Source organism: Microcoleus sp. C2D2, from assembly GCF_036702495.1.
In the GTDB taxonomy this organism is placed as follows: Bacteria; Cyanobacteriota; Cyanobacteriia; order Cyanobacteriales; family Microcoleaceae; genus Microcoleus.
This window is the reverse complement of sequence record NZ_JAUBTO010000019.1, coordinates 35,710-58,233: the sequence shown is the minus strand read 5'-3', so window position 1 is coordinate 58,233 and position 22,524 is coordinate 35,710. Positions and strand designations below refer to the sequence as shown.

Sequence of the window (22,524 nt, the reverse complement as noted above, 5' to 3'; positions counted from 1 at the left end):
CCCGATTTTTCTCTCCCGCTTCATTCCTTCACGGCGACGACGATCTGGAGTTTGCTTTTCGGTTTAATATTCAGCCTGCTGATACTGGGTATCCTGCCGCTGGCGAGAAAAATATCCCCCATAATCCTGCCACAGGTAAGAAAAATAAAAATATTGCCCAGGTAAAGCGGTGCGTGACAGTCAATAGTAAAGGGCTGCGGTGCAATGATTTTTCACCGTCACGCACCCTACGACTGATACAAAACATTGTATTCGTAGGGAAACGGCATTGCCGTGTCCTTTAGCCAAACCGAACGGGAATACAATTCATCAAACAAAAAAACCGGGTTTCTGATAAAACCCGGCCACCCTGAACAAAAGCAATATTAACACTCCTCACACCTCAATTCTTTAATAACTTCATCCCCATTTTCACCTTGTCCAAAATCGTCTTTTGCGAGACACAAGTAATCAGACAAAGCTTGCCACAATTCAAAGTATCGCGGCGGACTTCCTGAGCTTTTTCGCCGTACCAAATCTCGCGAGCGCTGGCGTTTTTGACATTACCAATCACCGGAAACTAATCGCACAATTTCACATCGCCGCGCGTATCAATCCAGTAATTGCGCAGTCCAACGCGACAAGGACGAGTTGAATCTGGAGCTTTTTCTTCCGCAAAATGAGGAATCATCAATCGCAACACTTCATCGCTGTTCATAATCGGAGCGCCGTTCTGCTTCATTTCAATTAGGCGCTCGATTACTTGTGAGAATTCCTCCATGTCTTCTTTTTCAATCCACAATTCCTCGAATGTTTCTGGCGTCCAGCGGTTGACCGGTTGGAAGTTCACCGTCGTCGCCCCAATTCCCTGAGCCCAGGTGACTATTTCCGGGAGGTGGCGGAAGTTGAGCCGGTTAATTGTCGGTTTGACGTTGATCGGAAACACGACGTTCTGTTTTTCTTGTTCTTCGCGCAGATAACCGATTCCTTTAGAAAACCGATCGAACAATCCCGGTTGACCGCGCAAATAATCGTGCAGTTCTGCATTCGGCCCGTCAACGGACATATTCACATTAAAAGGACGAGCAGCGACAGTTTTGGCTGCGTTTTCCTTAGTCATGCAATAGCCGTTGGTGGTGACGCCGGCGTGAATGCCATTTTTATTCGCAAAGGCCAGCAAGTCTAGAAAACCTTTTTTAATATAAGGTTCGCCGCCGCTAAAGTTGATGGAAAATTCGCCCACAAATTCTTTGACGCTCAAGAGGGCATTTTGCCATTCTTCGATACGTCAAAATTTCGTCTTTATATTCTTTGAGTCGCCAATACTCGCACTGGCGGCATTTAACATTGCAGTGCTCGTTGACAATCCCGTAAAAAGTGGCTGGGCTTGTCATGTCGTATCCTGTATTGATCCGCAGCGATTCGGCTACTGCACTCTGGGTGTGCTTGACGCCCAGTCTCGATAATGTTAAAGCATCCATGTCTTTTTTTCCTTATGCGTTGTTAGTTAAGTGAATTTCTCAAACTCTGTATTGTACGTATGATGAGGTATTGCTAATTACGTATCCCTTTTGAGTACGTATGCACCACGATCAGCATTCCGTTTGGGTAGGGCTAGATGTTTGTCAAATTTTTATAGTGTTAATAATTGTAAAATATGAGTATTTGTAATTAATCAAGCGATGCTTTGTGTTAATAGATGAATCATGTTTAATAATGGCCCAAATATATTGCTTTAAAATTGACTTAAATTAATAATTGTAATTTTTGTTTAATTTTTGTTAAATAACTTAATACTGGGTCTCAGTAAAGCTACTTAAGTAAGCGGTATAAATAATTTAAAGTTATAGTGAAATGAGCAGCCCGTACAGCAGTTAACTTTACACAAGCTTTACAATAGGGGAATTTAAGTATTTACACGGCAAAAAATGGCGACAAACATGGGACGATATTTCCACGTACTGAAATTGTTCTGGGGTGCAGCGATCGCAGCAGAACTAGAATACCGCATCAACTTTGTCCTCGCGGCCGTCAGCAGCCTCGGAAATCTTGCTGGCAGCTTGTTTGGGCTGTTTTTGTTCTACCGTACCGGCTACAGGTTTTCGGGCTATTCATGGGAAGAGGCTTTAGTTGTACTCGGCATTTTTACGCTTTTGCAGGGGTTTTCGTCAACCTTTCTCGAGCCCAACCTCAGCCGTATTGTCGATCGAGTGCAGCAAGGTACTCTCGATTTCGTACTCCTCAAACCCATCAGTTCCCAATTCTGGCTGTCTGCAAACACAGTTTCCCCTTGGGGACTTCCAGATGTAATCTTCGGTGCCGTATTGCTGCTATATGCTGCTAACAAGTTGGGAGTAGAAATCGGCAACTATTTTTTAACAGCAATACCGCTGTTATTCGGAACTATTACTCTTTACAGTATATGGTTTATGTTAGGTGCAACCAGCATTTGGTTTGTCAAAATTTCCAACGTTACCGAAGTCCTCCAAGGATTGTTAGAAGCGGGTAGATTTCCCATGGCAGCTTATCCCGCAGCTTATCGATTTTTCTTCACTTTCGTAGTTCCCGTTGCCTTCTTGACGACTGTGCCTGCAGAAGCCATGCTGGGGAGAGGTGAAATCGTTTGGATCGCAGGGGCGGGAATATTGGCGATCGGGCTTTTATTTTTCTCCCGCTACTTCTGGCAATTTGCACTCCGCTTTTACACCAGCGCTTCCAGCTAGTTAAGTAGGTAGGTAAGCTGCGCCGCATCTAGATTGTCTATTATGTTTGAGGGAGAGAGGATTTGACAAGTGGGGAATAGGGAATTGAAATATACATCTTAAAAGCCAAACAGCTTATCTACAAAATATTTTTTTTCTATTTATTTAGATAGTTAAAAAATGTCAAGATTCCACATATCCTTGAAAGGTAAACTGGAAATAAACCACGCAAACGAAGGCAAACCAATGAAAAGAAAAAAACTGGGGAACAGTAATTTTACTATCAGCGCGATCGGTCTTGGATGTATGCCAATGTCCTTAAGCAGCAGACCGCCCGAATCGCAATCAATTGCGGTAATTCACCGCGCCCTCGATTTGGGTGTCACCCTACTTGACACCGCAGATTCCTACTGCCAAGATGAATCCGACAAACACCACAACGAGCACCTGATTGCCAAAGCTTTGCAAGAGTACAGCGGAGATATTAGGGCCGTTACTGTCGCCACTAAAGGCGGCTTAATGCGGCCTCAAGGTGCATGGACGCGCAATGGCAACCCCCACCATTTACGCAAGACAATTCGGGAAAGTTTTGAAGCATTGGGCGGCAAGGAACCGATCGACCTTTGGCAATATCACTCGCCCGATCCCGGTTATACAATCGAGGAAGCCCTAGCACCTGCAAAAGAAGCAGTAGAAGCAGGAATGATTCGATTTATTGGAGTTTCCAACTTTTCTGTAGAGCAAATCAAACGCGCCCGCGATACAGTCGAAGTTGTCTCCGTGCAGAATCAGTACAATCCGTGGCACAGACAACCGGAATCAGACGGCGTTCTGGAATATTGCGAAACCGAAAAACTGACATTTTTTCCCTGGAGCCCTCTGGGAGGAAGCCGCCGCGCTGCCAGCTTGCAAGATAAGTCCGCGATCTCAAAATTAGCAGCAGAAAAAAACGTTTCAGTTTACTGTATAGTATTAGCTTGGTTGATGGCACAGTCGCCCTGCGTCGTTCCGATTCCCGGTGCCACCAAAGTATCGAGTATTGAGGACTCTTTGCGGGCGCTTGAAGTTAAATTGACTGACGAGGAATTGCAACAAATTGCAGTAAGTTAAGTAGATAAGGGCCAAAAAAACAATAGAACAGGCAAGATGCCTGTTCCACAAAGAGAACTTTATTGTGGGGCGGGCATCTTTCCCGCCCCTGAAAGCGGGATTTAATGAGTAAAGTTGACATTTTTTGAGGAATTGGGTTTTATGGAAGCTAATCAAGTGAATGCCGATCGAGACGTAGCAATTGAACATCAAAACGTACCTGTCGCCCATGAAGGACTGCACAACTTTTTATACAGTTCCGACTCAGAACACAGCGCAGCAGCCGCTATTTCTGAATTAGAAAATGACGGCACGCAAGTAATGTCGATCGATACGTGGCGCGCTCTAGCAACTAACGCGAAAGTCGCGGGCGTTTACGCTGTAATGGATATTTCCCGCCAAACTCAGTATATAGGTTATTCGCGAAATATCCTGCTTTCAATCAACGGTCACATCGCCCAAAATGGCGCCGAAAATTGTGCTTTCCTGCGCGTGCAAACTTTCAAATTCCCCAAGCGGGAAGAAATGGAAAGTGTGCGGGATGCTTGGATAGCATCCATTGGCAGTATTCCGCCTGGAAACGGTGCTGAAAGCGAAATGTGGGCGGCTACGGTAGGCCAAGCAGCGCGATCGGCAATGTCTGCCGAAGAACAAAAAGCTTATGAGGAAAAGAAGCTGAAATTGCGCAAAGCAATGGCAGATTCTACTCTTACCAAAGAGTTAGAAACAGCAGCCAAAAGTGAGGGCGAACGTGGTAAGGATTTGGAAGCGGCTGTTAACAATGATGATTGGAGTGCGGTGATTCAATCGCAAACCCAGGAAACAAAGTCCGGTTCCTAAATCTGAAAAATGTTTGTAGTGCTGATATCTTGTACTATTTTTAGAACGGGCAAGATGCCCGTTCCACAATACATCAAGTTTATTGTGGGCCGTTGCTCCTAGCCCGCCCAAAAGACTCAACATTAATCATCAACAACTGATCTGGATTAATGACTAATTTTTCGTTCAGTAACTAAAGTCAAACTTACCCATTCACCCCGCTCATTGTAACTGCGAATCATCCGAAACCGCAAGTCAGGTTCTACCAACCAACCGACCTCGAAAAATATAGGTTTTCTCAATTCAATCTTGACAGGTAAAGTGCAAGAACCGCCGTCAGGAAGGAGCAAAACTTGCACGGGCGAAGCACCTTCGTTAAAGTGTAAAACTGAACCGTCAATCCTGCCGCTAGAACTGATAACAGTAGCATTACTGCCAAAAGTAATTTTATACACTAGGCGATCGCTACTTTCTAAATGCAATTGCATTTTGGTAGAATAAAAGTCAGGAGAACGCCAATCGGGATACATTGTCACGGCCTCGCCCTGCCACTCTCCCAGCAAATCGTCAACAGTTAAAGGCGGACGTTCGGGGACATTTTTATCAAGCTGCTTTTCCCGAATTAAGGTAAGTGTTGATAAATTGCCGTCGGTATTGTAGATCAGAAGGAAGCGCAACCGGCGATAATTGTAGATAAAACCAAACTCGCCACCGCACTCAGAATAAGGCGCTAGTTGAATAGTACCCTGAGAAAAAGCTCCATTCTCAAAAAATAGGATATCTCGTCCCAAAGCTTGATATTCTCGAACAAGTTCGCTGACTTCCGGTTCGCCGACACCGCTAGGATTTGGGGAAAACCGACGGAGTTTCAATCGCAGAGTTTTGTTGTCATTGAAACCTTCGAGAGAAATAATGCTAGGAGTATCTTGAAGTACCTCTCCTCGCGTTGATAGCTGAGTGAAGGAACCGTGCCATTCTCCCAAGTTTTGCAGAAAATTTTCCCACTGCGCTACCATATTCTTACCTTTGGATATATGTCTAAAAATAGAATTATAACTCTACTGACGGATTTTGGATTAAGCGATGTTTATGCAGGAGTGATGAAAGGTGCGATCGCCCAAATTAACCCGCAGTTAAAAGTAATTGACATCACGCACCAAATACCCTCTCAAAATATTGCGGCGGCGAGGTTTTGTTTGATGACTGCTTTTGCTTATTTTCCGCCGGAAACCGTACACGTTGCTGTCGTCGATCCGGGGGTGGGAAGCAAGAGGCGCCCGGTTGCGATTAAATGTGCTAATTGCTTTCTGGTCGGGCCCGATAACGGGTTGTTTAGCGGGGTGTTGAGTCGGGAAAGTGCGAGATCCTCTGTCGAACTCACGAATTCTCAATACTGGCGCACACCTCAACCCAGCAGCACTTTTCACGGTCGCGATATTTTCGCAGCAGCAGGCGCTCACTTGGCCAACGGGGTGGCGCTGGAAGACTTGGGACAGGCGATCGACCCTGCAAGTTTAGTAGAGTTAGAGATACCAAATTGTGCCGTTACAGCCACAGGTGCAGCAGGCTGCATTCAATATGTCGATCGCTTCGGCAACCTAATTACTAATATCCCCAATAATTGCATTATAGGTAACAATTGGTCATTGACAATTAGCAATAGTTCTGGTGCAATTCGCATCCCCAGCGGTAAAACCTACAGCGACACCGAACCGGGCGATTTAATTGCCATAACTGGTTCTGACGGTTGGGTAGAAATTGCCGTTAATGGCGGCAGCGCTCAATCAGTATTAAAATTGGAATGCGGGGCGATCGTGCAATTGCTTTTTGAAACTAACAATTAAATAGGACTTAGGCATCGGTGCTCAGAAACCGGGTTTTTTACGAAAATACTTTGTTAGAATCAGCAGATTCCCTAAAAAACCCGGTTATGAAGGCGAAGTGCGTAAGTCATAGCTTTTTTCGCTCGATTACTTTTGCGGCAAAATCCACAATAGTTTGGCGATATTCGGGATTATTAAAAAAAGCATCTCCATTATTGTGCCTAGCATTAGGAACTAGCAAAAGTTTTTTAGATTCAGGAGAACTAGCATATAACTTTTTGCTCATAGTAGCAGGAACAAAAGAATCGGCAATCCCGTGAACAAACAAAATCGGCATTCGCAGTGATTTGACCTTAGCAAGAGAATCAAACCTTTGCGTCAGCAACAACCGCACCGGAAAAAATCGCATATAAGCATTATTTTCCACCATATCCACCATAGAAGTAAACGAATTGTGGACAATCAAACCAGCAGCTTCTGGATGCCTTATTGCTAACTCAATAGCAACAGCACCTCCCATTGAATGACCATAAAATAAAATTTGGTTAGGCAACAATTGCCGCTGCTTAACTAAATAATTATAAGCAACTTCAGCATCTTCATATACTTGTGATTCCTTCGGGAAACTGCCTTGACTGCGGCCGTAACCCCGGTAATCAATCAGCAATACAGAAAAACCCAATTGCCGAAAGCGGTAAGATTGAGTGATATTCGCACCGATGTTCAAACCCCTGCCGTGCAGGTACAATAAAGTTCCTAATGATTTTCGATTTGCGGCGGGCAGCCACCAACCGTGAAGTTTTTCAATTTTGCGCGATCGACCCTTAACTGGCAACCAAACTTCTTGGTAAGGGATGTTAAAAGCATCCGGTGTTTTGGCGATTGTAGGTGTTGGCTGAAAGATCAAACGAGTTTGCAGAAAAAACAAGAGTATACAGGAAGCAATGTAGGCGATCGCCCAAATCTTTCCTAAACACAATAGCCCTCTCAAAAAAGGTTTTTTTGTCTTGTTTAGCTTGCTCATTTTTGGCATGGCTACTTGTTAACTGCAAGTCTCAGAAACCCGGTTTATTAAAGAAACCGGGTTTCTCATCTTTATCCAGCTACCACGAAATTAACCAACTTTCCAGGCACCACAATTACCTTTTTAATCTCCTTACCTTCCAGGTGACGCTTGGCTAATTCCGACTCGCGAGCAAACTTTTCCAAAGCAGCTTTATCAGCACCAGAAGGCACTTGAATTGTGCCGCGAGTTTTGCCCATTACTTGAATTACCAGTGTAATTTCATCGGTAATTAAGGCAGAAGCATCCACACTCGGCCAAGTTTGCTTGTGTACCGATTCACTGTTACCAGTATTGTGCCACAATTCATCAGCAATATGCGGCGCAAAAGGCGCTAACAAGCGAATCAAAGTGTTAATTCCTTCTGCATAAATTGGCGAATCTTTACATTTAGCATCATTCAAAGCATTGCTGAGTTTCATCATTTCCGAAACAGCAGTATTGAACTGATAATCGCCCTCCAAATCTTCGCTCACTGCCTTAATTGCAGTGTGAATCGCCCGCCGCAAATCCTTCTCAGGTTTACTTAATACCTCTTTCTCTCCCCCTTGACCGGGGGAGGCAGGGACTCGTGCAGCAAACTCTGTCACCAGGCGCCAAACGCGATTTAAAAAGCGAAATTGCCCTTCCACATCAGCGTCCTCCCACTCCAAATCCTTCTCTGGCGGCGCTTTGAATAAAATAAACATCCGCGCCGTATCTACCCCATATTTGCCCATAACTTCCAAGGGGTCAACACCATTGTATTTTGATTTGGACATCTTCTCGTAGAAGACTTGCAAAGCTTCGCCAGTTTGAGGATCTTTGGGATTTTCGGGGTCTATATCTGCTGGGGGAAAGTATTTGCCAGTAACAGGATTTTTATAGGCCATTGCTTGCACCATGCCTTGAGTTAACAGGCGTTTAAATGGTTCGTCACAATCGATCAAACCCCGATCGCGCAAAACCTTGGTAAAGAACCGCGAATACAGCAAGTGCAAGATTGCGTGTTCGATGCCGCCGACATATTGGTCTACGGGCATCCAATCATTTGTCTTCGCCGTATCGAAGACTTGCTCTTGATTTTGAGCATCGGGATAGCGCAAGAAATACCACGAAGAATCGATAAAAGTATCCATCGTGTCTGTTTCCCGCTTCGCCGGAGTGCCGCAACTCGGACAAGGAACGTTTACCCATTCTTCCATCTTTGCCAAGGGCGAACCTTTGCCCGTAAATTCTACATTTTCCGGCAACAATACGGGCAAATCCGATGCGGGTACGGGGACTGTTCCGCAGGTGGGACAGTGAATTACAGGAATCGGAGCGCCCCAATAACGCTGTCTAGAAATTAGCCAATCTCTCAAGCGATATTGCACTCGCGCTTTGCCACAACCTGCATCTTCGGCCGCTCTAATAATTGCTGCTTTGCCTTTAATTGAATCCATGCCGTTGAAGCTTTGGGAATTAATCATAATTCCGGGTTCGGTGTAAGCTTCCGTCAGCGGCATCTCATCATCATCTACAATTACTACTTTAATTGGCAGTTGATATTGATTGGCAAATTTGAAATCTCGCGTGTCGTGGGCGGGTACTCCCATGACTGCGCCGGTGCCGTATTCGTACAGCACATAATCGGCAATCCAAATGGGAATTTCTTCGCCGCTGAAAGGATTGATTGCTTTGCCGCCTGTGGGGATGCCGCGCTTTGGTTTGTCTTCGGCTGTGCGATCGATCTCGCTTTGGGCGGCGACTTCTTTGATGAAGGTTTCTACGGCGACTTTTCTGTCTGCGGTTGTCACGCGCTGAGTTAGTGGATGTTCCGGCGCTAAAACAAGGTAACTGACGCCGTAAACTGTATCGGGACGTGTGGTAAAAACGGCGATTTTTTCATCCATTCCGACAATCGGAAATTCTAAGTAAGCGCCGACTGATTTGCCGATCCAGTTGGCTTGCATTAATTTGACTCTTTCGGGCCAATCTGGCAATTTGTCTAAGTCGTTTAATAACTGTTCGGCGTAATCGGTAATTTTGAGGAACCACTGCCGCAATAATTTGCGCTCGACTTTGGCACCGGAACGCCAGGAACGTCCTTCGTTATCTACTTGTTCGTTTGCTAAGACTGTTTGGTCGATGGGGTCCCAATTAACTGCCGCTTCTTTTTGATAAGCTAATCCTGCTTCTAAAAATTGCAAGAAAATCCATTGAGTCCACCGATAATAATCGGGAGAACAAGTTGTAACTTCTTTTGTCCAATCAAAGGAGATGCCGAGACTGCGAAATAAGCCTTTCATTTGGGCAATATTTTCATAGGTCCATTTTGCCGGGGCAATTCCGCGCTCAATGGCGGCATTTTCTGCGGGCAAACCAAAAGCGTCCCACCCCATCGGATTGAGTACGCGATAGCCTTGCATTCGCTTGAGTCTGGCAATTACATCGATGATTGTGTAGTTGCGGACGTGCCCCATGTGCAGGTTTCCCGAGGGGTAGGGGAACATGGATAAGGCATAAAATTTAGGCTTTTGGGTATCTTCTGGCATCTGGTCTAAGTTTTGCTCAGCCCATGTCTGCTGCCATTTTTGTTCTATGGATTGGGGGTTATATCTGGAATCCACAACAATTGCTCCGTGTAAGCTTTAGTAATGTTTGCTTCAGTATTTTTACACATTCAAGGGGCTTCGATTCTGATTTTTCTGAGCTCCAAGGATTTTGGCTCAAATATCTGTATTATATATTGTAGTATATGTAATTTTAGCTGGGGGGCGATCGACCAAATATCCCGATTCGCCCTGAAAAAAGTAAATAACTGCAATCCCCAGAAACCCGATTTCTTTGACAAACCGGGTTTATTCTCCTAGTTCGAGCTTAGATGGTATCTGGATCGATGTTCAATTCGCGCAGTTTGGCGGCTAAACGTTCGGCTTTTTGAGCTTCTTGTTCGGCCCGCTGCGAGGCTTCTTCTGCCCGCTGAAATTGTTGTTCTGCCCGCTGAAATTGTTGTTCGGCGCGCTGAAATTGTTGTTCGGCACGCCGTCGCTCTAATTCTCGCTGTTCATCTAATTCGGAATAGGAAAGAAACTTTTGTCCATCAGGTCGATAAAGTTCTAACCCTTCCGATTCTAACTCAAACCGCACTCCCAATCTTGGACTTATCCAGCCCTCCATCGGTTCAATTACTTCTAAAATTCCTTCAATTTTTTGCCAACCTGTCAACTCATTTTGTGCTGGGTCATAAAGGTAATACTCCTCGACTCCATAGCGATTGTAAAATGAAAATTTCTTGTTCATTTTTAGTTGGCTGTCGCTGAAAGAGCGAATCTCAAACACGACTTGGGGAGGAATATTATCTTCACGAAATTGTAGGTAAGAACGCCGATCGCCCTTTGGCCTCCCAAATACCACCATTACATCGGGCGCTTGAGAAATATCTGTTCTACCCTCCACCGGATACCACAGTAAATCGGCGGCTATAAACACGTTTGGGTCATCTTTCAACAGCGACTCGCAACCTTCTTTGATTGTGACAATTAGTTTGTATTGAATTGTGCTATCTGCCATCGGTTGACCGTCGCTGCATGGATAAATAATTTCTTCGGTTGTGACTTGCATTGTGGTTGTCTCCGAGAAGTTCATCGGGTCGGGGCGGGTTTACCAGATTATGGGTTTGAGGCAATTATTGTTGGTGAAACCCGCCCCTACATAGATATTGTACAACCCGCAACTTATCATTGGTAATTGACAAATTTGTAGGGGCGGGTTTTACCAACCATCTATGTGTAAAACCAATAATCTCATAAACCCGCCCCCACCCAACGACTCCTGAAATTATAAAAAATGGCGATCGGCGATCGAATATATCGCTCATTGGCGTTCTAATATTGCCAATATTTTCTGGGCCCATTCGCGGAGTTCTTGGTCGCGATCGTTCTGAGCGCGATCGCGCACAAGTTCTAAAGTTTGAGGGCGATCGGGATATAGCTCGATCGTAGCTGCAAGAGCTGCTTGTCGCGGGTTACCTTGCCACTCATCCTCGCGATCGAAGGGGTCATTGATAGCAACATCGCACAAAAATTCAAATATTCCAGGGTCATCTTTCCACCACATTGCTATTTCTTGAAGGGCTGAAAATCGCACATACCCATAATCGTCTGATTGAGCGCGTTGTTTGAGCCAAGGTAAGGTTTCCGGGTCATCTTTCCACCCCCGTGCTATTTCTTCGACTGCTCCATATCGCACAAGCCAATAATCGTCTGATTGAGCGCGTTGTTTGAGCCAAGGTAAGGTTTCCGGGTCATCTTTCCACCCCCGTGCTAATTCTTGAAGGGCTGAAAGTCGCACACCCCAATTATCGTCTGATTGAGTCCGTTGTTTGAGGTTAGGTAAGGTTTCCGGGTGATCTTTCCACCCCCGTGCTATTTCTTGAAGGGCTGAAAATCGCACAGCCGAATCATCGTCTGATTGAGCGCGTTGTTTGAGCCAAGGTAAGGTTTCCGGGTGATCTTTCCACCCCCGTGCTATTTCTTTGACTGCTGTACCTCGCACAGCCCAATTATCGTCTGATTGAGTCAGTTGTTTGAGCCAAGGTAAGGTTTCTGGGCCATCTTTCCAAGTGGTTGCAACTGCTGCTACTGCTTGTCGGCGAATTTGATCAACTAAGCTGTGATATTCTTGAGGTGTAGAAGGAGTGATATTTCCATATTTAGTTAACTCTTTAACTCGATCGCGCAACTTACAACCAATTTCATCAATACTATTTCTATTCTTGACTTCAGAAACACACTGCGCCGCCAAAAATAGATTGCTAAACTTTTCTGCTTCCCCATTTTCACCAATCAAGGATTCTAGGATTTTACCTGTAAAATTAGCATCCAGCATTCCCGCCATTAAACGCAACACTTCATGCCAAGACTCATCTCGCCAATGCTCTCGAAAAACTTCAATCAAACCCTCTAACTCAAGCGTTTTTTGTTTTTCAAATTGACGGACAAACTCCCAAGCACAAAAATATTCCAAAAACGTGCGGTGGACAAAAGCAAAATAATCTTCATTGTATCCACCCAAGAAGCACAAGATAAAATTGCGATCGCGCAATTGGTCTACCATCAACTTAGCACAAGCAGTTGCCCCAGTTACCATCAAGCCGCTCAATGAATCAGTAATAGTTTGCCGCAAATCCTGGCGACTAATAATATTTCCTAATTTTTTGCTACTAGACTGCATTGTGTAGGCGATTCGCCCGCAGATACTTTGTTTGATTTCTTCATCAATTACATAAGGGTCAACTCTGTCATTATTTAGTTTTTCTTTCACCTCAAAATCCCATTTATGCAGCAGCACTTTTGAAGCTTCTTCATAGAGTTTAGCTCGAAAACGCGGTAACTCTTGATTGCGATTCAGAATTGCCATCATCGTCAGCAACAGCGGATTTCCAGCTAACTCTTGAATCGCCCTCGATTCCCCAATCGCTTTATCCAGTCGTTCTAAACTTGCAGCTTTTTTCAAGCGGTCTGTAAACGTCAATTCGTGCCACTTCTGGATAAAATCTTGAATTTGTTCCGGTTCAAAATCTTGCAGCATGAAGTGATGAAATTCAGCATTTTTTAGCCGTGGCTGCTTGTAGCCAATCACGCGAGAAGTGACAATCACTTTCACCGTTGGATAGTCTTGAGTGAAGTCATGAATTTGGTCAACAATACGATTGCGTTTTTCCACCTCAAAGACTTCATCTAGCCCGTCAAACATGACAACAGCGCGGCCAGCGTTCAGCAATTCGTGCAAAATAGATTTGTTTAAATGCCCGATCCACCTAGAACCGCGCTCCATAAATTCTAGGAAATCACGGCAGTTTTCTTCATCTGTGCTGCTGTTGTACTTTCGCAATTCAATCAGTAAGTGAATCCGTTTAGATGACAACTGATTTGGAGACAGTTTGGCCCACTGAAGCGCCAGGTATTTTAAGAGCGTAGATTTCCCAGAACCCGGATCGCCGAGAATGACTATATAAGGGTAATTGACATCATCAATTACTTTCAAAACCGAGTCAGCTTGCTGTTGAGTGTAAGCTTGCTGGTAGCGTTCCAAATCTTCGGGACGGACTTCGGCTGCTATGTCTCCCCGTTCCCGCAATCGCTTTTGAATCTCCTTGGGTAATTCATAATCTTTCGGCAAATATTCCTGACAGGAGCGCGCATTTTGGGGAATAAATATTTCTTTAACAGTCAGTTGTCGTTCGTATTCTCCAGACCTAGTATCTAAATTAGCTAAATCCAAATATTCATATTGTTCTCGCAGTCCTTCTTGATAACTTTCTAAGTTAAAATCAGCCGGAATAGGGCTACTATCTGTCAAACGTCCCAAGATACCGTCTAAATTTTGAGCATTCAGAATTTCTCGTAGTTTCGCATTTTGCTGTATAATTGATTTAACACTTGCCAGATAGTTCTCTGCCACTCGTTCCCAACTAAACGCATCGGGAAGCGAAGCAACTGGTCGCTCATTAAAAAAATTAGAAGGTAGGATTCGAGTCAACGTGGGCAACTTCCGTCCCACCCAACGTTGTAAGGTCAAAGTTTGCCAAGACTGATATAAGATAGCAGTATCTAAAACCCGACAATTTGCTTGAAACGGACTTCCCAAAACTTGCCGCACAGGAGGTTGTTTGATAAATTGTTTTAAAGGTTGCAGATATTGCTGAATCTGTTTTTTATCTAACTGCGATCGCTCTAATTCCTGCTCGAACAATATAATAAAGGATTTCAGGGCATCGCGAACTGCATTTTGAGCGAAGGGCTTTTTAGCAATTCCTTCAACATCTTTAATGCAGTCTTTAAAAAAATCTTTAACGTAGTCGTCTAAAGCTGCTTTAGCCAATTCCGTCAAAATAGGTTGCACCAACAACCAACCCAAACCCGCGCTGACTGGATCTATCATTGCTTTTTGCTCGATCGCCTTTAATATTCAACATTATACCGCGGCCCAAAATTTGAGCTATGGCTAAGGACACGCTGTGTATATTTCTAGGACTTACGCATAAATATCAAAGAAACGGGGTTTTTCACCAGTTAAAGGCTCAGATGCAGCGTTTTCGGAACAAACCCGGTTTCTGAGTAATCGGTAATTTTGAGGAACCACTGCCGCAATAATTTGCGATCGACTTTGGCAGCGCAACGCCAGGAAAAACCTTCGTTATCTACTTGTTCGTTTGCTAAGAAGGATTTTGGCTCGCCTCTCTGTATTATATATTGTAGTATCAGTGATTTTAGTTGGGGGCGATCGACTATCTCGATCGCACAGCAATGTACCTTTTAATTTGTCATCGGGTGGGGGCGGGTTTACCAGATTATGGGTTTTAGGCAATTATTGTGGGTGAAACCCGCCCCTACATAGATATTGTTCAACACGCAATTTATCATTGGTAATTCAGAAATCTGTAGGGGCGGGTTTTACCAACCATCTATGTTTAAAACCAATAATCTCATAAACCCGCCCCCACCCAACGACAAGCCCCTAAAATTAGAAAAAATGGCGATCGCCCATCGAGTATATCGCTCATTTGCCTTCTAATTGGGTCAATTTTTCCTGGGCAAATTCGCGGAGTTTTTGGTCGCGATCGTTCTGGGCGCGATCGCGCACAAGTTCTAAAGTGTGAGGGCGATCGGGATATAGCTCAATCGTAGCTGCAAGAGCTGCTTGCCGGGGATTATCTTGCCACTCATCCTCGCGATCGAAGGGGTCATGGATAGCAACATCGCCCAATAATTCAAATATCCCAGACTCATCCTTCCACCCCCGTGCTAATTCTTGAACTGCTGCACGTCGCACAGCCCAATTATTGTCTGATTGAGCAAGTTGTTTGAGCCAAGGTAAGGTTTCCGGGTCATCTTTCCACCCCCGTGCTAATGCTTGAACTGCTGCTTGTCGCACCTCCCCATTATCCTCAGATTGAGCCAGTTGTTTGAGCCAAGGTAAGGTTTCCGCGTCATCGTTCCACCCCCGTGCTATTTCTTGAACTGCTGCACGTCGCACATCCCAATTATCCTCAGATTGAGCCAGTTGTTTGAGCCAAGGTAAGGTCTCCGAGTCATCTTTCCACCCCCATGCTAATTCTTGAATGGCTGAAAACCGCACAGCAGAATCATCATCATATTGAGCCAGTTGTTTGAGGATAGGTAAGGTTTCTGGGTCATCTTTCCACCCACGTACTAATTCTTGAAGTGCTGACAATCGCACAGTCCAATCATCGTCTGATTGAGCGCGTTGTTTGAGGTTAGGTAAGGTTGCGGGGTCATCTTTCCACCCCTGTGCTATTTCTTGTACTCCTGAAATTACCACCTCCGAATTATTTTCTGATTGAGCGTGGGGAATAAATATTTCTTTAACTGTTAGTTGTTGTTCGCAGTCTCCCGACCTAGTATCTAAATTACCTAAATCCAAATCTCCATCTTGTTCTCGCCGTTTTTCTTGATAACTTTCTAAGTTAAAATCAGGCGGAATTGCGTCACTATCTGTCAAACTTCCCAAGATGCCGTCCAAATTTTGATCGTTCAGAATTTCTCGTAGTTCCGCATTTTGCTGTATAATTACTTTAACACTTGCCAGATATTTTTCTGCCACTCGTTCCCAACTAAACGCATGGGGCAGCGAGGGAGTTGGTTGCTCCTTAAGAAGATTAGAAGGAACAATCCGAGTCAAAGTGGGCAAATTCCGTCGCAGCGGATGCTGTAAGGTCAAAGTTTGCCAAGACTGAGCTAAGATAGCAGTATTTAAAACCTGACAATTCCTTTGAAACGCACTTCCCAAAACTTGCGGCACAGGAGGTTGTTTGACAAATTGTTTTAAAGGTTGCAGATATTGCCGGATCTGTTTTTTATCTAAACCAGATCGCTCTAATTCCTGCTCGAACAATATGAGAAACTCTTTCAGGGCACCGAGAACAGCATTTTGAGCGAAGGGCTTTTTTGCAATTCCTTCAACATCTTTAATACAACCTTTAAAAAAATCTTTAACGTAGTCGTCTAAAGCTGCTTTAGCCAATTCCTGTAAAATCGGCCCTACCAACAACCAACCCAAACCCGCGCTGACTGGATCTATCATTGCTTTTTGCTCGATTTGTATGGTTTAATTTGAAATATTATAGCGAAGCTGAAAAGTTTAGGTACGGGTAAGGACGCGAGACGATCGCCCATAAATATCAATAAATATCAACTTAATGCACTTTCCCGCACTCCGGCAGCAGTTTAAACCCCTGCCGGAGAGTGAAAAAGCGCATTATTCTGCAGCTTATACCAATTTTTTATGAGGCCCCGTAGAATCCGATCCCCCCTAGCCCCCCGCGGGAGGGGGGGACAAGATTCTGATCAAAGTCCCCCTTCTTAAGGGGGATTTAGGGGGATCGAGATATGTGCAACTTCACATTAAATTCGTATTACCTTGTCGGCGGCTTACTTTCAGTCGATCGCACTTTCCGGCGAATCAGCACACTCATCACCTGCTTCGGATTTGCCGCGCGCTGTAGGGGACTCCAATCGCCCACTTGTGCAAATCCCAGCCGGTACAAAGTAAGAATCGTTTCCCTCACACCCTGGGGCGAACCCACAACCGTTACCAGCAGCACATCCTGTTCCGATACTGCTGCGGGCTCGGAATTTGGGCAATCCTCTTCGAGGGCTGCGCTAACGAATTCGTTTTCGTCGGGGACGAATTCCTGTGACATATTATGTTCTCCTGACTTTGGGTTTTCTAGGAAAACCCAAAAATCCAGCCGCCCCGCATTTCAACACACAGCAGGGCGGCCACAGAGAATGTTAAGATACTCCGTTAGCCTCCAGACTGGTTGCTCAGTTTGGCGGTTATGCTGTCCATTGCTGTTCCTGCAGCTTTGGGCAGTGCAACTAGATTTTTGGGCGACGCGGGCTGCCTCCTGTACAAGCAAAGCAACCTTACACTTAAAAGCGTAGCCGCAGATGGGGGCCAGCGTCAATCGATTTTTGATTTTTGATTTTTGATTTTTTGATTGGAGATTGGAGATTGGAGATTTTTGATTGGAGATTGGAGATTTTACCAAGCTCCAGCGTGGTAACGCAGATGGGCTCTGCCTCCGTCAATCGATTTTTGATTTTTGATTTTTGATTTTTGATTTTTGATTTTTGATTTTTGATTTGATTTTTGATTTTTGATTTTACCAAGCTCCAGCGTGGTAACGCATATGGGCTCTGCCTCCGTCTTCTTGAGAGTGTTTTGATGCGGAATTGGATAGTTACAATAGATTCCACGTTGATCAAGTACACCCATCAAGCGATCGATCGCTGTAGGGAAACGGCACTGCCGTGTCCTCTATCTTTGCTTACCTAAAAAATCCTGTATCAGATTAGAATCAATTTCAGAAGAGCGATCGCCCCCGCTATCATCTGCAGTTTCCCCCCGCAGAACATATTTAAAATAGCGAGCAGCGACGCTTTAAAGCTTCTTGCAAAAGAGTGTTGTAGAGTTTTTCCTTAACAGTATAAGCTCCGAATCTTTCCAAGTGGGGATTGTTCATTTGAGCATCGAACATCAGATACGATCGATCGCGCAATCTCTCCACCAACTTCACCATCGCCACCTTAGAACCCTCGGGAATTCGGTAAAACATCGACTCCCCAATAAACGCACCGCCTATAGACAATCCTAAAATACCGCCCGCCAATTCGTCGCCGCACCAAGTCTCGAAGCTGTAAGCCCAACCGGCCTCATACAAACCCCAGTAAATCTTCTTGAGCTCCTTAGAAATCCAAGTCGTTTCGCGATCGGCACAACCCTCAACCACCGCCCCAAAATCGCGGTTCACAGCCACCGAAAATCGATTTTGATTGATTTGGCGGCGCAGGGATTTCGGATAGGTAAATCTTTCATCCAGAGGAATCAGCGCCCGCTGGCGGCTCGAATACCACCCCAAACTCTCCTCCCCGTCATTTGCCATCAAGAAGTAGCCTTGGGCATATCCTTGTATAATTGTCGGTATATCATATTGCATATATTTATCAGATCTCATTTGTCAATTGACTTTTCAAAGTCAACATTAGCAATTAGGAATAATCATGTCTGAAACCATCGAACCTATTACCTTACCGCCCGCCAAAAACCCTGAGCAAGAAGGCCAATGGCTCCAACAAACGCTGCTGGCATGGCTAGACTCCGAGTTTATCCCAGAAGCAGCCAACCAGCAAATAGCTAAAAGGGCTGCCCAAATCTATGTCCGCCAGCGTATGGAAGGCGAAAATGACGTGGGCAGCCTCGTAATTGCGATCGTCACCGAAATGCAGGCCTATGATTTTTCTAAAAGCTTCTACGGCGAATTTGCGATCGCCAACGCCGTCAGCGACTTGTTACTCGAAAGTCTCGGCATTGATAAATGCTGCGGCCAGTGAAGCAAGAAGGAGGAAAATTTAACTCATAAGTCTGAAACAAAAATCAACCCCAAACATAATCCTGCCGATTAATTGTGAGTTTTTTTCTTCCTTCTTCCTTCTTCCTTCTTCCTTCTTCCTTCTTCCTTCTTCCTTCCTGCTACCAGCTAGACTTCACAACACCGGGCAAAAGACCTTCGTGAGCCATTTCTCGCATCACGTTGCGAGACAGTCCGAAGTCACGATAGTAACCTCTGGGGCGTCCAGTTGCCCAGCAGCGGTTCCGCAAGCGAGTCCGCGAACTGCTGCGAGGTAGCTGTTGCAGTTGGCGGTGAATCGCCATTTTGTCCATCTGATTGTTAGCTTGGTCAAACTGGTCTTTCAGGTCTTCCCGCTTGTCGGCGTACTTGTCTACGAGTCTCTGGCGCTTTTTCTCGCGCTCGACCATGCTCTTCTTAGCCATAATCTGTTGATATCCTTAGATAAATCACAATCTACTATTTTACTGTATTTTTGTCTTTTTGGATAACTTTTATTTGAATTATTTCTTTTGTCAACAAGATTTTACTCAACTTTTTTAGCAACAGGCAAGATGCCTGTTCCACAATCACTCAACATTTTTGTGGGACAGGCATCTTGCCTGTACTTACCATTAGTGCAACACCTAACTATTAGCAAAAGGGTACAAATCTGCAATAACTCAAGATTTTTGTGGTACAGGCATCTTACCTGTACTGAACATTGGTGCAACACCTAACTATTAGCAGAAGGACACAAATCTGCAAGCTCGCAAATATTGCAAGCCGGATTTCTGGCATTACAAACTGCTCTGCCGTGATAAACCAACCGAATCGACCAATTTTCCCAATCCGGCTGCGGCAACAATACCATCAAATCCCGCTCGATCCTTGTAGGATCGGTATGTTCGGTCAATCCCAACCGCTGACTCAAACGTTTGACGTGAGTGTCTACGGTCACGCCCATATTAATACCAAAAGCGTGAGCGAGAACGACATTAGCCGTTTTGCGGGCAACTCCGGGCAATTCTAGTAGCAGTTCCATCCGCTGCGGCACTTGATTGTTAAATTTATTGACGATCGCCTGACAAGCACCTTTAATGTTTTTAGACTTATTGCGGTAGAAACCAGTCGATCGCACCAGACTTTCGAGTTCTTCTAAATCAGCATTTCCCAAAGCAACCGCATCGGGAAAACGCTCAAACAAAGCCGGCGTTACCAGATTTACTCGATCGTCCGTACACTGAGCCGAGAGAATCGTCGCCACCAGTAACTGCACGGGAGTTTCGTAGTTGAGAGTGCAAGGAGCTTCTGGATAGAGGCGTTTGAGGCGAATCAGAATTTCGAGCGATCGTTGTTTCAAACTTAACTTTTTAGTCATTAGTCAGTAGTCAGTAGTCATTAGTCATTAGTCAGTAGTCATTAGTCACTTGTTATTTGTTTTTAAGTGGTTCCCAGGCACGACCGGGGAACCCATAACCAGAGGCTCTGCCTCACTTGCGGAGGAAAAAAAGAGAGGGAAAAATAGGAAAATAGGAAAACGGAAAAGTAGACAGAATTCTTCCTTCTTCCTTCTTCCTTCTTCCTTCTTCCTTCTTCCTTCTTCCTTCTTCCTTCAACTATTGCATGAAATTTCGCAAATCAAAGCCAGCCAAATTAGCAGTATCGCGAATAATCAAGAAAATTCCCAAACCCAGCAACAACACCAAACCAGTCTGCATGACATTTTCCTGAATGCGGTTCGGTAGAGGCTTGCCCCGCAGTCCTTCTATCAAGAGAAAAGCTAGCTGACCGCCGTCCAAAGCAGGTAAAGGCAAGATATTAATCACAGCCAAATTGATGCTAATTAACACCGCATACTGAAACAAACTCGCAGCATCCGATTTGGCAATCCCTGCACCAATCGCCACAATCGCCACAGGCCCGGACAACTTGTCGGCAGTCTGGCTGAAATTGCTAAGTAACTGCCCGAAACCTTGAACCGTCAGCACCACAATCCGCTCAAATTCTTTGGCGGCTTTGCTAAACGCCTCTACAAATCCCGCCCTCTGCCGCACCACAGTGCCGTTAGAAGTTAGCTGCACGCCAATGCGACCTTTGCCGTCGGGCGACTCTTCAGGAGTTACTGTCACCACAAATTTTTGTTCTTGGCGCTGAATTTCCAACGCTAGGGGTTGGTTGGGATGATCTTGGATTGCTGCGACCAATAATTTGATTGCTTCGCGGGAAGCGCCCAATTCCTTGCCGTCAACAGACAGAACAACGTCGCCCGATCGAATTCCCGCTTGTTTCGCGGCCGAACTGACTTCCGCGGCGACTTCCGGGACTTTAACTCCCGGTAGGTAGTTCATGGATGCACCGCCGACAGTACCCAATTGCACCACCAACAGGAAGTAAGCAAAAATCAAGTTGGCAATTACCCCTGCACTAATGACGATCGCCCGATCGAGCACGGGGCGATTTTTGAGCAAATTCGGGTCATTTGGGGGAATTGTACTGTCTGGATCGTCGTCCGGGAAACCCACGAAACCTCCCAGGGGAAAGGCGCGGAGGGCGTATTCAGTTTCCGGGCCTTGGTACTTCCAGAGGATGGGCCCGAAACCGATAGAGAAGCGGTTGACGTGGATGTGTTGAAGTCTCGCCGCCAGGAAGTGGCCGAGTTCGTGAACGACAATCAAGATACCTAAAACTGCGATCGCTGCCAAAACTGACATGAAGGATTCCACTAACACTTTTATTTGACTTTGACTTATTTTAATATCTTTTTAATATCGGTGGCTTCGCAGCGGCAATTTTCAGTCAAACTGGAAGATAGAGTTTTTGTCGGAAGTCCCGGGCGCTCCGATCGACCCGACGCTGCCAAACCGATCGCGCGATCGTACCCGAGTTTACCTCTAAAACCAATTCCCCATTACCAATTCCCCATTACCAATTCCCCATTACCAATTCCCAGTTATGAAAGACACTTCTTTGAATATTATCGCTATTTCTATCTTTGCCATCACCGTTTCAATATTGTTGGGGCCCCTATTCAACTTGCCAGAAGCCGTACCTGCGATCGCCACTTTTTGCCTGTTGGGGCTAGCCACCCTAGACAGTTTCCAGTGGCAAGGTCAAGGCGGTACAATTTTATTAGATTGGCTGGGGGGAACTTCCAAACAAAAGCGCGATCGTATCCTTCACCACGAAGCCGGACACTTCCTAGTTGCCCACCTATTGGGAATTCCCGTAACCAGCTACGCCCTCAACGCGATCGAAGCATTTAAACAAGGCCAAACAGCCCAAGGCGGCGTCCGATTTGAAGACGAACAATTAGCATCTCAACTCCAAAGCGGCACTCTTTCCGCCCAACTTTTAGACCAATACTGCACCGTGTGGATGGCCGGAATAGTCGCAGAAAAATTTGTTTACGGCAGCGCACAAGGAGGAGCAGAAGACCGTACAAAAATTAGCGCAATTTTAACACAACTGCGCCGTCCCAGTTCCGAAATTCAACTCAAACAAAACTGGGGTTCGCTGCGAGCCAAAAACCTGATCGAAAGCCACAAATCAGCTTACGAAGCCCTAGTCGCAGCAATGGAAAAAAGAGCAACCGTCGCTGAGTGCTGCGACATAATCCAGCAAAATTTATAAACAAAAATTACGCATTCTTGCCTTGCTCGACCCGGTTTA

General features: G+C 45.3%; 22 protein-coding genes. 6 read left to right on the top strand and 16 right to left on the bottom strand.

All coding sequences use genetic code 11. From position 1 onward, the window contains the following. Window positions 1-382: 382 nt before the first annotated feature. From QUB61_RS09135 to QUB61_RS09125, 3 genes are read right to left on the bottom strand one after another with little or no spacing between them, the layout of a single operon-like run. On the bottom strand, window positions 383-553 hold the full coding sequence (locus QUB61_RS09135; RefSeq protein ID WP_333126801.1) for an SPASM domain-containing protein: 171 nt from the start codon (window positions 551-553) through the stop codon (window positions 383-385). 6 nt (window positions 554-559) lie between these two features. Then, entirely contained in the window at window positions 560-1,240 is a 681-nt protein-coding gene (locus QUB61_RS09130) for a radical SAM protein (protein WP_333126804.1), read from the bottom strand. Then, window positions 1,197-1,460, bottom strand: a complete 264-nt coding sequence (locus QUB61_RS09125) for a hypothetical protein (protein WP_333126806.1) — start codon at window positions 1,458-1,460, stop codon at window positions 1,197-1,199. The genes QUB61_RS09130 and QUB61_RS09125 overlap by 44 nt, the downstream gene beginning before the upstream one ends. 447 nt (window positions 1,461-1,907) lie before the next feature. Here QUB61_RS09125 and QUB61_RS09120 point away from each other — a divergent pair, with 447 nt between their 5' ends. From QUB61_RS09120 to QUB61_RS09110, 3 genes are all read left to right on the top strand, one after another. Then, window positions 1,908-2,702, top strand: a complete 795-nt coding sequence (locus QUB61_RS09120; RefSeq protein WP_333126808.1) for an ABC transporter permease — start codon at window positions 1,908-1,910, stop codon at window positions 2,700-2,702. Window positions 2,703-2,927: 225 nt separating this feature from the next. Further along, window positions 2,928-3,791, top strand: a complete 864-nt coding sequence (locus QUB61_RS09115) for an aldo/keto reductase (protein ID WP_333126810.1) — start codon at window positions 2,928-2,930, stop codon at window positions 3,789-3,791. Between the two features lie 141 nt (window positions 3,792-3,932). Further along, window positions 3,933-4,610 carry a GIY-YIG nuclease family protein gene (locus QUB61_RS09110; protein WP_333126813.1) on the top strand — a complete coding sequence of 226 codons (678 nt, stop codon included), beginning with the start codon at window positions 3,933-3,935 and terminating at the stop codon, window positions 4,608-4,610. Between the two features lie 146 nt (window positions 4,611-4,756). Here the strand turns inward: QUB61_RS09110 and QUB61_RS09105 are convergent, their stop codons facing one another. Continuing rightward, window positions 4,757-5,605, bottom strand: coding sequence for a DUF3598 family protein (locus QUB61_RS09105; protein WP_333126816.1), 849 nt, complete (start codon window positions 5,603-5,605; stop codon window positions 4,757-4,759). Between the two features lie 18 nt (window positions 5,606-5,623). On the opposite strand from QUB61_RS09105, the gene QUB61_RS09100 reads away from it, so the two are divergent. Continuing rightward, window positions 5,624-6,433: an SAM-dependent chlorinase/fluorinase gene (locus QUB61_RS09100; RefSeq protein ID WP_333126819.1), complete on the top strand. Its 810-nt coding sequence runs from the start codon at window positions 5,624-5,626 to the stop codon at window positions 6,431-6,433. 106 nt (window positions 6,434-6,539) lie between these two features. Here the strand turns inward: QUB61_RS09100 and QUB61_RS09095 are convergent, their stop codons facing one another. From QUB61_RS09095 to aat, 8 genes are all read right to left on the bottom strand, one after another. After that, window positions 6,540-7,436: an alpha/beta fold hydrolase gene (locus tag QUB61_RS09095; protein ID WP_333126821.1), complete on the bottom strand. Its 897-nt coding sequence runs from the start codon at window positions 7,434-7,436 to the stop codon at window positions 6,540-6,542. 71 nt (window positions 7,437-7,507) lie between these two features. Continuing rightward, a complete protein-coding gene (leuS, locus tag QUB61_RS09090; RefSeq protein ID WP_333126824.1) occupies window positions 7,508-10,066 on the bottom strand; it encodes a leucine--tRNA ligase in 2,559 nt (852 codons plus the stop codon). 250 nt (window positions 10,067-10,316) lie between these two features. Continuing rightward, window positions 10,317-11,060: a Uma2 family endonuclease gene (locus tag QUB61_RS09085; RefSeq protein WP_333126827.1), complete on the bottom strand. Its 744-nt coding sequence runs from the start codon at window positions 11,058-11,060 to the stop codon at window positions 10,317-10,319. Between the two features lie 252 nt (window positions 11,061-11,312). Continuing rightward, on the bottom strand, window positions 11,313-14,381 hold the full coding sequence (locus QUB61_RS09080; protein WP_333126830.1) for a HEAT repeat domain-containing protein: 3,069 nt from the start codon (window positions 14,379-14,381) through the stop codon (window positions 11,313-11,315). A gap of 618 nt (window positions 14,382-14,999) precedes the next feature. Beyond that, window positions 15,000-16,544 (bottom strand): HEAT repeat domain-containing protein, encoded by a 1,545-nt coding sequence (locus tag QUB61_RS09075; RefSeq protein WP_333126832.1) that lies wholly within the window; start codon window positions 16,542-16,544, stop codon window positions 15,000-15,002. Between the two features lie 331 nt (window positions 16,545-16,875). Continuing rightward, window positions 16,876-17,163: a hypothetical protein gene (locus tag QUB61_RS09070; RefSeq protein ID WP_333126833.1), complete on the bottom strand. Its 288-nt coding sequence runs from the start codon at window positions 17,161-17,163 to the stop codon at window positions 16,876-16,878. 344 nt (window positions 17,164-17,507) lie between these two features. Then, window positions 17,508-17,741: a hypothetical protein gene (locus QUB61_RS09065; RefSeq protein WP_333126835.1), complete on the bottom strand. Its 234-nt coding sequence runs from the start codon at window positions 17,739-17,741 to the stop codon at window positions 17,508-17,510. 142 nt (window positions 17,742-17,883) lie between these two features. Next, complete coding sequence (aat, locus tag QUB61_RS09060) at window positions 17,884-18,462, bottom strand: leucyl/phenylalanyl-tRNA--protein transferase (RefSeq protein ID WP_333121847.1); 579 nt, start codon at window positions 18,460-18,462, stop codon at window positions 17,884-17,886. 64 nt (window positions 18,463-18,526) lie between these two features. On the opposite strand from aat, the gene QUB61_RS09055 reads away from it, so the two are divergent. Beyond that, complete coding sequence (locus QUB61_RS09055; RefSeq protein WP_190740107.1) at window positions 18,527-18,856, top strand: hypothetical protein; 330 nt, start codon at window positions 18,527-18,529, stop codon at window positions 18,854-18,856. A gap of 139 nt (window positions 18,857-18,995) precedes the next feature. Here QUB61_RS09055 and rpsN read toward each other — a convergent pair whose 3' ends face one another. The 4 genes from rpsN to rseP all read right to left on the bottom strand — a co-directional run bounded on the left by rpsN (window position 18,996) and on the right by rseP (window position 21,566). Then, a complete protein-coding gene (gene rpsN / locus QUB61_RS09050) occupies window positions 18,996-19,298 on the bottom strand; it encodes a 30S ribosomal protein S14 (protein ID WP_242721574.1) in 303 nt (100 codons plus the stop codon). A gap of 290 nt (window positions 19,299-19,588) precedes the next feature. Then, complete coding sequence (gene nth / locus QUB61_RS09045; RefSeq protein WP_333126839.1) at window positions 19,589-20,233, bottom strand: endonuclease III; 645 nt, start codon at window positions 20,231-20,233, stop codon at window positions 19,589-19,591. A gap of 112 nt (window positions 20,234-20,345) precedes the next feature. Continuing rightward, complete coding sequence (locus tag QUB61_RS09040; protein ID WP_333126841.1) at window positions 20,346-20,471, bottom strand: hypothetical protein; 126 nt, start codon at window positions 20,469-20,471, stop codon at window positions 20,346-20,348. Then, on the bottom strand, window positions 20,472-21,566 hold the full coding sequence (rseP, locus tag QUB61_RS09035; RefSeq protein ID WP_333126844.1) for an RIP metalloprotease RseP: 1,095 nt from the start codon (window positions 21,564-21,566) through the stop codon (window positions 20,472-20,474). Window positions 21,567-21,807: 241 nt separating this feature from the next. On the opposite strand from rseP, the gene QUB61_RS09030 reads away from it, so the two are divergent. Continuing rightward, window positions 21,808-22,485: an ATP-dependent Zn protease gene (locus QUB61_RS09030; protein ID WP_333126847.1), complete on the top strand. Its 678-nt coding sequence runs from the start codon at window positions 21,808-21,810 to the stop codon at window positions 22,483-22,485. The last annotated feature ends 39 nt before the right edge of the window (window positions 22,486-22,524 follow it).